The organism is Aeromonas sp. MR16 (assembly GCF_022549315.1).
Taxonomy (GTDB): domain Bacteria; phylum Pseudomonadota; class Gammaproteobacteria; order Enterobacterales; family Aeromonadaceae; genus Aeromonas; species Aeromonas aquatica.
This window is the reverse complement of record NZ_JAKZFK010000001.1, coordinates 98,909-113,200: the sequence shown is the minus strand read 5'-3', so window position 1 is coordinate 113,200 and position 14,292 is coordinate 98,909. Positions and strand designations below refer to the sequence as shown.

Annotated in this window: 10 protein-coding genes; 3 read left to right on the top strand and 7 right to left on the bottom strand. The window is 64.3% G+C overall.

Annotation, left to right across the window (positions count from 1 at the left end):
• Genes dhbA through MM194_RS00435 form a run of 5 tightly spaced genes read right to left on the bottom strand, consistent with a single transcriptional unit; the run spans position 1 to position 7,598 of the window.
• Positions 1-750 carry a 2,3-dihydro-2,3-dihydroxybenzoate dehydrogenase gene (dhbA, locus tag MM194_RS00455; RefSeq protein WP_277605002.1) on the bottom strand — a complete coding sequence of 250 codons (750 nt, stop codon included), beginning with the start codon at positions 748-750 and terminating at the stop codon, positions 1-3.
• 17 nt (positions 751-767) lie between these two features.
• A complete protein-coding gene (gene amoF, locus MM194_RS00450; protein ID WP_241342290.1) occupies positions 768-3,857 on the bottom strand; it encodes an amonabactin biosynthesis non-ribosomal peptide synthetase AmoF in 3,090 nt (1,029 codons plus the stop codon).
• Complete coding sequence (locus MM194_RS00445; RefSeq protein ID WP_033130266.1) at positions 3,854-4,762, bottom strand: isochorismatase family protein; 909 nt, start codon at positions 4,760-4,762, stop codon at positions 3,854-3,856. Before MM194_RS00445 ends, amoF begins: the two co-directional genes overlap by 4 nt.
• Before the next feature lie 23 nt (positions 4,763-4,785).
• Positions 4,786-6,453, bottom strand: coding sequence for a (2,3-dihydroxybenzoyl)adenylate synthase (locus tag MM194_RS00440; protein ID WP_241342289.1), 1,668 nt, complete (start codon positions 6,451-6,453; stop codon positions 4,786-4,788).
• Positions 6,450-7,598, bottom strand: a complete 1,149-nt coding sequence (locus MM194_RS00435) for an isochorismate synthase (protein ID WP_277605001.1) — start codon at positions 7,596-7,598, stop codon at positions 6,450-6,452. The genes MM194_RS00440 and MM194_RS00435 overlap by 4 nt, the downstream gene beginning before the upstream one ends.
• Before the next feature lie 336 nt (positions 7,599-7,934).
• Between MM194_RS00435 and MM194_RS00430 the strand changes: the two genes are divergently transcribed.
• Together MM194_RS00430 and MM194_RS00425 are read left to right on the top strand one after the other, a co-directional pair.
• Entirely contained in the window at positions 7,935-8,489 is a 555-nt protein-coding gene (locus MM194_RS00430) for a lipoprotein (protein WP_033130263.1), read from the top strand.
• Between the two features lie 134 nt (positions 8,490-8,623).
• Positions 8,624-10,624: a hypothetical protein gene (locus MM194_RS00425; RefSeq protein ID WP_241342287.1), complete on the top strand. Its 2,001-nt coding sequence runs from the start codon at positions 8,624-8,626 to the stop codon at positions 10,622-10,624.
• 71 nt (positions 10,625-10,695) lie between these two features.
• Here MM194_RS00425 and glgC read toward each other — a convergent pair whose 3' ends face one another.
• The gene (glgC, locus tag MM194_RS00420) at positions 10,696-11,973 is read right to left on the bottom strand and encodes a glucose-1-phosphate adenylyltransferase (protein ID WP_033130261.1); all 1,278 of its coding nucleotides are present in this window, start codon (positions 11,971-11,973) and stop codon (positions 10,696-10,698) included.
• Between the two features lie 187 nt (positions 11,974-12,160).
• Here glgC and MM194_RS00415 point away from each other — a divergent pair, with 187 nt between their 5' ends.
• Complete coding sequence (locus tag MM194_RS00415) at positions 12,161-13,798, top strand: EAL domain-containing protein (RefSeq protein WP_241342286.1); 1,638 nt, start codon at positions 12,161-12,163, stop codon at positions 13,796-13,798.
• Here the strand turns inward: MM194_RS00415 and MM194_RS00410 are convergent.
• Entirely contained in the window at positions 13,761-14,255 is a 495-nt protein-coding gene (locus MM194_RS00410) for a hypothetical protein (RefSeq protein ID WP_241342285.1), read from the bottom strand. The two genes, MM194_RS00415 and MM194_RS00410, sit on opposite strands and share 38 nt — an antisense overlap.
• Positions 14,256-14,292 lie beyond the last annotated feature (37 nt).

Here is a 14,292-nt window from a genome sequence, read left to right as displayed (position 1 = left end):
TCAGGCGCTCAGGGTGGCGCCGCCGTCGACGACCAGATCCTGCAGCGTGATGTGGCTGGCCAGGCTCGAGGCCAGGAAGAGGACGGTATTGGCGATCTCGCGGGGGGTGGCGATCTTGTTCAGGGGTATGCCGAGTTTGAACTGGGCCGGCAGCCCGGCAATGGTGCGGGCCATGGCCCCCTCATCGGGCAGCATACCGCGCAGCATCTCGGTATCCGTCGAGCCCGGCGACACCAGATTGACCCGCACGCCGAAGGGGGCCAACTCCAGCCCCACCGTCTGGGTCAGGCTGGTGACCGCCGCCTTGGAGGCGCAGTAGGCCGCCATCTGCATGCGCGGCACATGGGCCGCGTTGGAGCCGATGGTGACGATGGCACCGCGGCGCTGCCCCTTGAAATGGGGCACCAGGGCCCGCAGCAGGTAGAAGACGCCGCTGGCATTGACCGCCATGCAGTCATCCCAATCCTGGTCGCTCAAGCTCTCGGTGGGGCCGAGGCGCAACACACCGGCCCCGTTCACCAGCACATCCAACCCGCCATCGGCCAGCAGCTCCGCGCAGCAAACATTCACCGCCCCCGAGTCGCGAATATCGAGCAGCCGGGTGGCGAAGGGGTAATCTGCATGGGGGAAGGCCTGATCCAGCCCTATCACCTCGGCGCCAGCGGCCACGAACTGCTGTGCCACCTCATACCCTATGCCACGTCCGGCCCCGGTCACCCAGACCCGCTTGCCACTGAAATCAACGTTCATCATCTGTTCGCCTTTCATTACCAGACCATCTCCACGCTCTCTTCGTCTTCGGTCAGCTTGCCGTCGAGGAAACGGCAGAAGTCGTCCAGACGGGGATGATCGAACACATCGGAGACCTTCACCTGCACCCCGAACTCGGCGCCGAGCCGGTTCACTATCTGTATGGTCTGCAGGGACTGGCCCCCCAGCTCGAAGAAGTTGTCCGCCGGCCCCATGGTGGCCAGCCCCAGGATCTGCTGCCAAATGGCGCCGACCCTGTTCTCGGTCTCGCTGCCGAGGGTCAGGGCTTCCCCACCCGCCTGGTATTGGGCCAGCAGCCCCTTGCGATCCAGCTTGTTGGAGCCGGTGCGGGGCAGCTGATCGTGGTGGCGATAGTCGGTGGGGATCATGGCGGCGGGCAGCACCTTGGCGAGCTGCGCCTTGATGACCCGGCTGTCGCGCTCCGGCCCCGCCACGAAGGCCACCAGCCGGCGCACATTGCCGATGCTCACCCCCTGCACGCAGGCCTCATCCACCCCGGGCAGCGCCACCAACTGGGCCTCCACCTCGCCGGGCTGGATGCGATAGCCGCTGATCTTGAACTCGTTGTCACGACGGCCGAGGTAAACCAACCGACCGGCCACCCAGCGCACCCGATCGCCGGTGCGATAAACGGCCAGATCCAGCTCCCCGACCCGCAGGGTGCCAAAGCTGCCTTGCACGCCCCCCACATAACCGTTGGCGAGTTGCGGGCCGAGCAGCACCAGCTCCCCCTCCTCGGCGGGTTGTTCCCCCGCCCCCAGGATCAGCGCCTGCATGCCGGGCAGCGGCAGGCCGATGGGCAACTGGGCCTGCGCCGGGTCTTCCCCTTGCAGCTCCTGAGTGGTGACCACCACAGTGGTCTCGGTGGGGCCATAGGTATTGAACAGGCGCAGATCGGTGCGTCCCTGACGCTGCCACTGGGCCAGCTGCTCCGGGTATACCGCCTCGCCGCCGATGATGACGGTGGCCAGATTGGCCGGGATATGGGCCTGACCGGCGCCCAGCGACACCACCCACTCGTTCCAGAACGCGGTGGGCAGGTCGAGGTGGGTGATCCCCATCTCCTCCACTCCGGCCACGAAGGCGGGGATGGATTCGAGCAGGGCGTCGGTGCGCAGCACCAGGGTGGCGCCGGCGCTCAGGGTGGCGAACACCTCCTCGATGCTGGCGTCGAAGTTGAAGGGGGCGAATTGCAGCATCCGCGCGTCCCCATCAAGGTGATAACGGCAACGGGCGGCGGCGGCGAAGTGATCCAGGGCGCCGTGGCTGATGGCCACCCCCTTGGGCAGGCCGGTCGAGCCGGAGGTGAACATCAGGTAGGCCAGGGCGGCGCCGCTGGTCGGCTGGCAGAGGCGGTTCTCGCTCACCAGATCCCCAACCAAGAGAGTACGGCCCTCGAACAGGCTGGCCAGCTTGTGGCGATATTCCGCCTGGGTGATCAGGGTCTTCACCTCCCCCAGACGCAGTATGTGGCCCTGGCGCTCCAGGGGCTGCTCGGGATCCAGCGGCACATAGACGGCGCCCGCCAGGAGCACCGCCAGCTGGGCGAAGATGGCCTGGGGGCTGCGCGCCAGCATGACGCCGACTCTGTCCCCTGGCTGCACACCGGCGGCTTGCAAGGCCGAGGCCATCTGCTCGCTGCGCGCCAGCAGCGCCTCGTAGCTGAAGCGGCTCTCCCCTTGTATCAGAGCAATCTTGTGCGGGGTCTGGGCCGCGAAGTGGCAGAGCGCATCCAGCACCGGGCTCACCTGGAGTGCTTCGTGAGCGGGGCCGCAGATAAGGGCAGCCTGACGTTGCTCCGCCAGCCAGTCGGCCTTGAGGCTTCCCAGGGTCAAGACGGGATTATCAAGCCAGCGGCCCAGCAGGGTGAACAGGGTATCGGCGATGCGCACCAGATCGGCCTGCTGGTAGCAACCCGGGTTGGCGTCCAGATCCAGTCTGGGCTGACCGTCGGCGCCGACCTGGATCTCGATGGTGAGATCCTCCACCGGCCCGGCGCTGATGTTGAGGATATGGGCACTGAGCGGCCCGAAGCGGCGGGCGTGGTCGAACGGCATGATATTGACCAGGGGACCGAACAGCCGCTTGTCACCCCCCACCAGCCCAAGGTCGCGGCGCAGCAGCTCGTAGCGATAGTGCTGATGCTTGCGCACCCCGCGCTTGGCCTTGGCCACGGCGCCGGCGGCCCCCATCAGATCCAGCCCCTCTTCGAGCGCCAGCGCCAGGGGAGTGATGTTCATCTGCATGCAGGGCACGGTGAGGGAAGCCGAGCCGATGCGGTTCATCATCATCAGGCCCAGCAGGGTCTGGCTCTGACCGCTGGCCAGGGACAACTGGGCCGAGAGACCGGCCAGCAGCAGATCCGGCCAGCCCAGCTTGTTGTCATCGGCAAAGCGCACCAGGGTCTGCCACAGGTCGGCGGGCAACGGGCGGCTCTCACGGATGAACTCGGCGGCGATGGGCGCGCGGGCTTCGCTGAAGGATTTCACCTCGGGCCAGCCTTGCAACTGCGCCTGCCAGAAGGTGCGGGCGGCGGCGTTCTTGCCGCTCTCCTCTCGGGTCAGCTCCTCGGCCAGCACCTCATCGAGCAGGCCGAACGGGGACGGTGAATTCACCACCCCGGCCAGCCCCTCACCATAGAGCTCGGCGATGCGCTGGAACAGCAGGGTGGTGCCGAAACCGTCCAGGGCGATGTGGTGCACGCAGCTGTAGAGGTAATCCCGCTCCACGCCGCGCAGCAGGGCGAAGCGGCAGGGAGGCTCGCGGGTCAACTCGAACGGGCGGCGTAGATCCGCCCAGGCCCAGGCGCGGGCGGCGGCCTCGTCGCCCCCCTCCAGCACCAGCTCGCGATAGGCAAGGGGCACCGGCTGGGAGACGAAACAGACCGGCTCGTTGGCCGCATCGAAGTGGCCCTGCAGCGCCTCGCACTCGCCCACCGCCTGGGCGAGCGCCGCGGCCAGCACGGTGCCGTCCACCTTGCCATCGAAGGCGATGCACTCGGCGGTGTTGAACATCGCCTTGTCGTCGTTGAGCAGATGACCGGACCAGAGCCCCTGCTGGGGGATGGTCAAGGAGAAGCGGCTCATTGCACCACCTCCAGGTTTTTTTGCTCGGCCAGCTTGGCGTCGATCAGGCGCCACCAGCCGTTCAGGGTCGGCGTCTTGGCGAGATCCACGAAGCCGAGCTCCACCCCGGCGGCGCGCCATTCGGTGAGCAGGGACATGATGCGCACCGAGTCGAGACCGTAGTCGATGAGGTTCTCGTCCGCATCGAACTCTTCTTCATCCTCGTCGATATGGCTCAGCAACCGTGCCTTGAGCCCCTCGTAGGTGAGCAGCGGATTGGTCTCGGAAGTGAAAGCCGGTACGACCAGGGCCAGCACCTCCTCGCAGGGCACCACCTTGCCGCAGCGGGTCGCCACGTAGTCCAGCGCCATCTGGTGATCCGCCAGGGAGAAGTCCGCCACCCCGTCCGCCAGGAAGAAGGGCTGGATGTCGCGCATGAAGGCGTCGCAGGCGGTCATCATGCAGCCGATGTGGCCGTAGATGCCGCCGATGATCAGCTGATCCCGCCCCTGCTCTTTTAGCATTTGCTCGAGCTCGGAGCGCTGGAAGGCGCTGTAGCGCCACTTGACCAGCACAACGTCATCGCTCTCGGGGCACAGGGGGGCCACCACCTGCTGCAGCTCGGGGCGCTTGTTCAGACCCGGGCCCCACATGTCGTTGAGCAGGGCCCTGTCCTCGGGGGCCTGATCCTTGGGCTGGGCGGTGTAGTAGACCGGGATGCCGAGGGCCTTGCAGTGCTTGCGTACCGCGGCCAGACGCTCGGTCAGGGCGGTGATCAGGGGGCTGTTCTCGCCGTAGAAGGCGGTGAAATACTCCTGCATGTCGTGGATCAGCAGGGCGGCGCGCTTGGGATCCAAAGTCCAGCTGACCTTGTTGGCCTTCCATTGGCTGGGCATGGCGTAGTTGTTCAGGGTTGGGATAGCCATAACGTCATGATTCCTTTTAGTTTTTAAACTGTTGTCTGGGGCTGGTTTGCGGCAACGGATTGCGCGATGCGCTCACGCAGCCCCTTCTTGTCGATCTTGCCCACCGCCGTCATGGGCAGGGCGTTGAGGATTTCGAATCTGTCCGGCAACTTGAATTCGGCGACACCGCGAGAGCGCAGGAACTTGCGCAGGGTCAGCGCCCTGAGGCCCGGCTCAGTGGTGACGATGAAGGCGCAGCTCTTCTCCCCCATGGTGCTGTCCGGCATGGAGACCAGGGCCGCCTGGGTGATGGCCGGGTGGTGCAGCAACTGGTTCTCCACCTCTTCGGCCGCGATCTTCTCGCCGCCTCTGTTGATCTGATCCTTCTGCCGGCCCACCACGGTCAGATAGCCATCCTGGTCTTGCACCACCAGATCCCCGGAGCAGTAGAAGCCCTCGGCATCGAACACACGGGCGTTGTGGGCCGAGCTCCGGTAGTAGCCACGGAAGGTGTAGGGGCCGCGGGTGTGCAGGGCGCCGGCTTGCCCCTGGGGCACCGGGTTGCCCTCCTCGTCCAGGATCCGCACCTCGTCGTCCGGACACATGGGGCGGCCCTGGGTGTGAATTATCTTGTCGTCGCTATCGTCCAGCCGGGTGTAGTTGACCAGGCCTTCGGCCATGCCAAACACCTGTTGCAGCTGGCAACCGAGCAGCGGGGTGATCTTGCTGGCCACCGCCTCGGCCAGCTTGGCACCGCCCACTTGCAGCAAGGCCAGGCTCTCGAGCTGGCGGCGCACGGACGGGTCCGCCTCGGCCGCCTGCAACCAGAGGGAGACCGCCGGCGGCACCAGGGAGCAGAGGTTGACGCCGTGACGGGCGATCAGCGGGAAGCAGCTCATGGGGCCGGGATCCGGCGCCAGCACCACGGCGCCGCCCGCCTCGAACACCCCCAGCGCCCCGGGAGAGCTTAAGGGGAAGTTGTGGGGTGCCGGCAGGGCGCAGAGGTAGCGGGTATGGGGCCCCAGGGCGCAGATCTCGTTGCTGCGGCGCACGCTGTACAGGTAATCGTCGTGGGTGCGGGGAATGAGCTTGGGGGTGCCGGTGCTGCCGCCGGAGAGCTGGAAGAAGGCCACCTCGTCCGCCGGGCTAGGGCCATAACTCAGGGGCGCCAACCCCATGTCATCCCGTGCCGCCAACCAGTGGGCCAGGCCCAGCTCTGCGCTCTCGCCATCGAGCAGCACCAGCTCGGCGCCTATCCCTGCCAGCAGCTCGGCGCCACGATCCACGCCGGCGAAGAGCGGATGCGCGGTGGAGCCGATAAAGAGCCGGGGGGCTATCTGCTCGGCATAGGCGGTAAGCTCCAGCCGGTTGTGGCTAAAGAGCGCGTTGACCGGCGCTATGCCGACTTTGAGCAGGGCGAAGAACACCAGGTAGAACTCGGCAACGTTTGGCAACTGCACCAGGGCGGTGTCGCCGACCCTGAAGCCATGGCGGGCCAGCCTCTCGGCCAACCGGGTCGCGCCTTCATCGAGCTCGCGATAGCTGATGCTGCGCTCTCCGCAGAGGATGGCGACCGCATCAGGCGTCACCTCGCACTGACGCGCCAGCATGGCGGTCAGCGGCTCGCCGCGCCAATAGCCCTTGGCACGGTACGATTCGGCCAGCTCGGTCGGCCAGCGGGTGTAGGGCAGGAAGTGATTGGACTCGCTCATAGGGCCACCTCCAGATCCAGGCCCAGCGCTTTTAGCATGGTGCCGAGCTTGGTGCCGGTTTCGGCCCACTCCATGGCGGGATCCGAACCCGCGACTATGCCGGCGCCGGCAAACAACTCCACGTGATGACCATCCAGCACGCCGCAGCGGATCACCACGGCCCACTCGCCATTGCCCTGACTGTCGCACCAACCGACGATGCCGCTGAACAGGGCGCGCCGGAAGGGCTCCTGCTCACGAATGAACTGGCGCGCCAACTCGGTGGGATAACCGCACAGGGCCGGGGTGGGATGCAGCTGACAGGCGAGGGAGAGCACGGAGGCGTCGCGCCCGTGCAGCTGGCCTGCGATGGGCGTGCCCAGATGCCAGAGGGTGTCCGTGCTCATCAGGGTCGGGCTCGAGGGGATCGCCAGCTCGCGGCAGTGGGGAGTCAGCACCCGGCGGATCTCGTCGATCACCAGGCGGTGTTCATGCTGATCCTTGTGGGACGCCAGCAGCTTGCGCGCCACCGCCTCATCCTGTTGCGGCTCGCCGCCCCGCTTGGCCGAGCCCGCCAGCGGGTGGGTGAAGACGGCGCCTTCATTGACTCGCAGCAGCAATTCGGGGCTGGCACCGAGCAGGCGACGGCCCTGCCCGAGCGGCAAGGAGAAGTGGAAGGCGTTGGGGTTCTGGATCATCAAGCGGGCAAGCACCTGCTCGGGATCGGCGGCTTTGCTCAGGTGCAGCTTGAGTTTGCGCGACAACACCACCTTGGCGAGGCTGCCCTTCGCGAAGGCATCGAGGGCCGAGCTCACCGAGGCCTTGAATTCGGCAGCGGCGGGCGTGCTGTTGACCGAGATCACCCGATTGGTGTCGGGGGTACTCGCCTGGGGGGGGACTCGCTCTCCCCGCTCGTAGCGGTCGGGCACATAGAGGCAGGAGGCTTCGGCAGGGTCAAAGGCGAAGGCACCGACCAGCAGGGGATTGGCCTGGCCTTGGGCCTGCGCCACCGCCAGGGCCTGGACTATCTGCCGCTCCAGCAGGGGCCATTCGCTGGCCGGGGTGCTGATGGGCTGGCCCAAATCATAGGCACGAAGGCAGCCCTGGCCCGAGGTAAACAAGAAATCAGGCGGGGATCCGGCCTCGGCAGGGACACCATCTTCCATTACAAGAGTATTCACGCTAGACCCTCAAAGATGATTCGGAATGATAATCGTTATCAATTGCTTTTGAGCGGCGGTAAAATACGCGGGTCGAAAGAGCCCGGTCAAGGGGATTTTTTGGCGCAAAAACTGGAGCTTATCTGTGGATATAGGAGGGATGAGGCCAGCACTGGCCTGGCGTGACCGGGGCCTGAAGTGCTACTCGAATGAACACAAATTGCCATCCCCATATGGGGGATGCGACAGAAACGGGATAAAAGGGCCTGAGCTGGCGGCAACGCCGCTTTGCCCCTAAGATGGCGCCATATCCTGTTGTCACCCGTCGAGATGGAACCCTCCATGTTAAAATACCTGCTTCTGCTTCCCCTCAGCCTGCTGCTGGCAGCCTGCTCCTCCCTTACCCAATACAACGTCAGCGAGAGCGAGATAAACCAGTACCTCAAAGACAGGGTCGCCTTCGAGAAAGAGATAGGGATCCCCGGCATCATGTCGAGCAAGATCCGGCTCGACGATCTGCAGAGCCGCATAGGTCGTAGCCGCGCCGACCGGGTCGAGCTGGATGCAGCTGGCGATCTGCAGGTGGCGAGCCCCCTCGGCAGTCAGCAAATGAAGATCCGCCTCTCCTTGAGTGCCCGCCCGGACTATGTGGCCGAGCAAGGCGCCATCTACCTGCGCGATCTTGAGCTCATCTCGGTCAAGACGGAGCCGGCCGACGTGGGGGCCGCCCTCACCCCGCTGCTGCCCACCTTCAACCAGTCCCTCTCCCTGTTCCTCTCCCAGACCCCGGTCTACCGTCTGGATGGCAGCCGCAAGAACGAGGCCAGGATCAAGGAGAAGGTCGAGGCCCTCAAGGTGGAACCGGGCCGTCTGGTCATCCCCTTCAAGCTGATGTAATGCTCATCGCCGCGCCTCGCTCGAGGCGCGGCTTTTTTCTTCTCAAGCCTGCCCCTTTGCCCCATAATGCACACCATTCTCATTTCGATTCTGAGAAGCGTCATAATAAAATCAAACATATGGGTGAAAAGGACATGAGAAAAACCGTACTGGTGCAGGCGATCGCCTGTGCACTGATCGGCGGCGCCGCGCACGCCGCCGTCAAGGTCGAGGACAAGACCTTCAATACCGCCGCCAGCATGCTGGCCTACACCGAATTCGAGCTCTCCGGCGAGCCGCTGGCCGAGGCCCTCGGCCTGGATCTGGACGTGCTGGATGCCAATCGCGCCGATGAGCCGACTCCGTTCGACTTCGCCGCCGGCATCGAATCCTATGAATACTCCGAAGAAGCCATGTACGCCCTGAACTACCAGTCAGGCATGGGCCCGCATCTGGTGAACGGACCCCAGAATCTGGCCCGTGGCGGCACCCTGGCCGATCTCGGCAAGCGGGTGCTGGCCATGGCCGAAGCGGTCGGCTTCCCGGCCGATGAAGTGCCCCAAGGCATGTATCCCCTCTCCCTGCCCTACGCCTCCGCCAATCCCGAGTTTGCGCAAGGGGTTAACACCACCCCGGTCAACGGCGATCAGCTCACCATCAAGACCGCCAAGGGCACCGAGAAATCCGTCAAGACCCAGGTTCCCGCTTACTTCCGTGACTACACGACCCTGCGCTGGAGCGGCAGTGACAACCTGCTGAACCCGGCGGCCGTGGGCGGCATCCTGCTCAAGGAAGTGATGTGGTCCCAGGACTTCCTCGGCGGCATGCACGTGGCCGAGAGCGATGAAGAGGTCGAAGCCGCGTCGTCCACCATGGATCAGGACGGCAAGCACAAGCTCGGCGTCTCCGCGGCCGACGGCTTCAACGGTATGATGCTGACCGAACAGTCCATCGACAAGCTGGCCATACTGCAGGGCCAGCTCGGCTTCGACGGCAAGCAGCTCGGCGCCAAGGTAAGCCCCCAATACGATCCGGCCAAGGGCGTGGTCTACTTCCCCCATCAGGTGAAAGTGACCGAAACCAGCAAGAACGACGTCGGTGCCATCGGCAAGCTGGCCGTCGTGGATGGCTCAGCCCAGCTGCGCGACGCCTGGATGCTGCTGTGGCCGCTCTCCGAGTTCTACGCCTTCACCGATCAGCGCAGCGCCAACACCAACCAGAACCCGGCCTTCCACGCCGTGTTTGACGGTGCCCCCTTCGCCGCCGCGCCGGCCGTCAACCAGGGCAGCGATGCCACCAAGCTGGTCGCGGGCCAGGATGCCTTCTCCCTGGCCCAGAACCTCTCCAACCTGACCTTCAAGAACCTGGCCGCCCTGCACTTCGACGCCAAGGCCGGTACCCTGGTGGACAGCTGGCAGGCGGGCAAACAGGGCAATCACGTCACCACCTTTGACGCCGCTTATTCCCTGGTCGCCCTGCAGATCTTCCAGCGCGCCCAGGATGCGCTGCCGGTCGGCTACGCCGCCGGTGACAACGGCGAGTTGAACCTCAAGACCGCCCAGGGCCAGCAAGCGCTCGAGCTCATCCGCAAGCAGGCTGACTTCATCCTGGCGCAGCTCAAGGGCAAGAACGGTCTGGTCCATAACGGTCTGACCCTGGGTGGCCAGCCGGATGCGGGTCAATCCATCGAGGCGCAGTTCGCCGCCATCCGTGGCTTGACCGCCGCCTTCCTGGCCACCTCGGACGCCAAGTACCGCAGCGCGGCGCGCGAGCTGTTCATCGCCACCGACAAGGCCTTCTTCAACCCCAAGGCCGGCACCTGGCTCGCGGGCAAGCAGGGTGAATACAGCCCCTGGACCCAGGCCGCCATCTCCGGCGCCCTGCGCTCCGCCATGCTGAACCTGCGCAACGAAGGCGCCGAGAAGGCCCCCGAGCTGGAACTGGCGCAGCTGACCCAGCGTTACGTGAGCTGGTTCCGTGGCACCGTCAACGGCGGCATGCAGATGGCCGAGTGGATCGGCGACTCCGGTGAGAACGTCATCGAAGGTGCAGGCCATGACACCGACGAAGACGGCGTACCGCAAGTCACCGCCGCCGGTGGCAAGCACGGCACCGCCATGGTGATGGCTGGCAAGGCCGTCGTAAGTGAGAAATAAGTGAACGAACGGGTCATCTGACCCATGAAAAAGGGAGCCCTCGTGGCTCCCTTGTTTTTTATCATCGCCGATCATTCTTTCAGCTTGGCCAGCATCTCCTTGGTCACCAATACGATGCCCTGCTCGGAGCGGTAGAAACGACGGGTGTCCTCGTCCGCGTTCTCCCCCACCACCAGCCCATCGGGCAGCTTGCAGCCCTTGTCCACCACCACCCGGCGCAGTCGGCAACCGGCACCGATCTCGACCCCGGGGAAGATGATCGCCTGATCCAGGGTGCAGAAGGAGTGCACCCGCACATTGGTAAAGAGCACGGAATTCAGCACGAAGGAGCCGCTGACGATGGAGCCCCCCGCAAACATGGAGTTGATGGTCATGCCGTGCTGGCCGTTGCGGTCCTGCACAAACTTGGCGGGAGGCGCCATGTTCTGGCTGGTCCAGATGGGCCAGTTCTCGTCATAGATGTCGAGCTCGGGCACCACTGAGGCCAAGTCCATGTTCGCCTCCCAGAACGAATCCAGGGTACCCACGTCGCGCCAGTAGGGTTTCACCCCCTCCTTGGAACCCACACAAGACATGGTGAAGGGGTGGGCGAAGGCCTTGCCTTCGGTGACGATGCGGGGGATCAGATCCATGCCGAAGTCGTGCTTGGACTCCTGGTTGTTGATGTCCTCCTCCAGCAGTTGATACAGATACTCCGCATCAAAGATGTAGATCCCCATGGAGGCCAGCGAGACGTCCTCGTTACCCGGCATGGCTGGCGGGTTGGCTGGCTTCTCCACGAAGGCGCGGATCTGGCGCTGCTCGTCGATGTCCATGACCCCGAAGGCGGAGGCCTCCGCACGCGGCACCTCGATGCAGCCCACCGTCACCCTGGCACCGAGGCGCACGTGATCGAGCAGCATGGCGGCATAGTCCATCTTGTAGATGTGATCCCCCGCCAGCACCACTATGTACTTCGGGCCGTAGTCGCGGATGATGTCGACGTTCTGGTAGATGGCGTCGGCGGTGCCGCGATACCAGTGCACCTCATCCACTCGCTGCTGGGCAGGCAGCAGGTCGATGAATTCGTTCATCTGATAACGCAGGAAGGACCAGCCCGATTGCAGGTGGCGCAGCAGGCTGTGGGACTTGTACTGGGTCACCACACCCACCCGACGGATACCGGAGTTGATGCAGTTGGAGAGCACGAAATCGATGATGCGGAACTTGCCGCCGAAATGAACGGCGGGCTTGGCACGGTTGTCGGTCAGCTGCTTCAGGCGGCTGCCCCGCCCTCCCGCGAGCACCAAGGCCATACTCTGGTTCAATAGTTGCCGTGCTTTGGCAGTATCTACGGGTTCTAACGACATAATCACCTCGGCCTAGTTGGAGCTGTTTTCATCCCATCTTCACCTTTTTTAGCAGGTATGAAAGTGTTTTCACTCACAGATTAGCCGCTTTTCACTCATCTTTTTCCGGAGTTGTGTGAGTACACAGGCATCAGGCTGCCGACTTGATTAGAATTCATCCATTATGGACATCATCAAGGATGAAACGATGTTGATTAAACCTGAAGGGAATCTGCTGCTGGTCGGCGCCCTGGTCTGCCTGCCCCTGTTGCTGCTGCAAGGGATCTGGCTAGTCCCCCCGGCCTCGTCACTCACCCCCTTGCTGGTCATGGCGACTACCCTGCTCGGCTTTGCCCTGCTGATCTTTCTCACCCACAGCGTGCGCAAGGGGGAGCGGGAGAGGCAGGAGCAGCGCTGGCTGCTGGCGCTGCAACAACGGGATCCCGCCATGCTGGAGAGCCCGCAGGCACAAACGGCGCTACGCCAGCTGCTCGCCTCCTTCAGCGAGGCCGAGCTCGATGCCCACCGCCAGATCAGCGAGCTGCACAGCCAGGCCACTCAGGATGAGATGACGGGGCTGCGCAATCGCCACGCGTTTCGGCGCGATCTGACCGAGCTGCTGCAACAGGAGGATACCCAGACCGCTATCCTGGTGCTGATCCGCGCCACCGAGCTTGGCAAACTCAACGCCCAGCGCGGCTTCCAGTCGGGGGATGCCTACATCAAGGACATAGCCCACCTCATCATCCACACGGTGAGCCGCTTCCCGGGCCATCAGGTCTATCGCATCTCGGGCGCCGACTTCGCGGTGCTGGTGCCGCCGCTCGCCAAGATCCCGCCTCATCTGCTGGGGCGGGATCTCAAGCATGCCTTCGACCACTACCAGCAAGAGCACGAACTGGAGAGCGCGGCCTACTCGGGGATGACCCGCCTTAGCAGCGAGCAGAAGATCGAGGCCATCCTGGCCCGGGCCGATCTGGCGCTGGCCCGCGCCCAGACCGAAGCGGTAAATGGCTGGGCCATCCAGCAAAATGATGAGGTGGTCGAATTGCAGGGGCAACGGCACTGGACCCAGGTGCTGACCGATCTGCTGGAGCAGGAGCGCGTCAGCTTCAGCTGTCAGCCCATCCTGCCCCTGCACAGCGGCATGCTCGCCTATCACGAGATCTACCCCCGTTTCAGCAGCGTCGACGGCACCGTGCTCCCCAGCGATACCCTGCTCGCCATGGCCCAGCGGCTGGACATGACAATGCGACTGGAGCAGATGGTGATCCGGCACCTCATGCGCCAATACCGGGCCTTCGGCAGTCACAGCAGCCGCTGGGGCCTCAATCTGCCGGGCAGCCTGCTGCAAAACAGCGCCTTCCTGATCTGGCTCGATCACCAGCTGCAGCGGGATCCCGACATCGGTGCCAATCTGGTGTTCGAGCTGGACGAGGAGCCGCTGGAGCGCAACCTGACCGGGGCCAGGCGGCTGTTCGAGCTGCTCAGGCGCCACGGCAGTCGCTCGGCCATCTGCAACTTTGGCAAGGGGATAGGGTCATTCAGCCTGTTTCGTGAGCTCAAGCCCGATTACATCAAGCTGGATCCCGCCCTCATCACCGAGCTGGAGCAGGATCTCACCAACCAGCAGTTCGTGCGGATGATAGTCGATGTGTCCCATCGCATGGGGTGCGTGGTGATCGCGGAAGGGGTGGAGCAGCTCAGCCAGCAAGAGTTGCTGCAAGGCATGTATGTGGACGGATTGCAGGGATATCTCATTGCCCGGCCCCAGGAGCTGAGACCGGACAACGGCCAGTTCGGCCTCTTTACTGAGGCCGTTTCAGCTTCAGCAGGGTCAGAATGATGTCGTTGAGCTGGCGATAGCGCTCCAGCTCCTTCTGATCGTAACGGGTCGCCAACATGGTCGGGTTGTGGCGATTCTTGAGGTAGCGGTTGATCTGCAGACGATTGAAGCCGGCCACCTTGTAGACCTGACCCAGCAAGGCATTGAGCTCCTCGTCATCCAGTCCGGCCTTGGCCAGATAATCGCTCTGGACCGGGCTCTCCAGCTGGCAACTCTGTTTGTCGATGTGGCCGATCTCTTGCAAGTAAGCGAGCCACTGCTCCACATAGAGCGGCTTGCAACCGGCCAGCAGGTTGAAAAATCCCACCGCATCGCAGCGACAGCCGCCTAGCAGCACCAGCGCCAGCTCGTCGCTGTCACAGCTGAAGGTCACGGGTCCGCTCTGGCTCCAGTCCAGCGCCTGCACCCGGATCTGTGCCCGCGCGCCCGCCGCTGTGGTCACGTCAAATACAAACATGGCACCTCCCGTCCGGCAAAGGGTTGATGATGGCCCA

Coding starts and splice junctions, on each gene's coding strand:
- dhbA (WP_277605002.1), bottom strand. CDS start 750: ATGAACGTTGATTTCAGTGGCAAGCGGGTCTGGGTGACCGGGGCCGGA.
- amoF (WP_241342290.1), bottom strand. CDS start 3,857: ATGAGCCGCTTCTCCTTGACCATCCCCCAGCAGGGGCTCTGGTCCGGT.
- MM194_RS00445 (WP_033130266.1), bottom strand. CDS start 4,762: ATGGCTATCCCAACCCTGAACAACTACGCCATGCCCAGCCAATGGAAG.
- MM194_RS00440 (WP_241342289.1), bottom strand. CDS start 6,453: ATGAGCGAGTCCAATCACTTCCTGCCCTACACCCGCTGGCCGACCGAG.
- MM194_RS00435 (WP_277605001.1), bottom strand. CDS start 7,598: ATGGAAGATGGTGTCCCTGCCGAGGCCGGATCCCCGCCTGATTTCTTG.
- MM194_RS00430 (WP_033130263.1), top strand. CDS start 7,935: ATGTTAAAATACCTGCTTCTGCTTCCCCTCAGCCTGCTGCTGGCAGCC.
- MM194_RS00425 (WP_241342287.1), top strand. CDS start 8,624: ATGAGAAAAACCGTACTGGTGCAGGCGATCGCCTGTGCACTGATCGGC.
- glgC (WP_033130261.1), bottom strand. CDS start 11,973: ATGTCGTTAGAACCCGTAGATACTGCCAAAGCACGGCAACTATTGAAC.
- MM194_RS00415 (WP_241342286.1), top strand. CDS start 12,161: ATGTTGATTAAACCTGAAGGGAATCTGCTGCTGGTCGGCGCCCTGGTC.
- MM194_RS00410 (WP_241342285.1), bottom strand. CDS start 14,255: ATGTTTGTATTTGACGTGACCACAGCGGCGGGCGCGCGGGCACAGATC.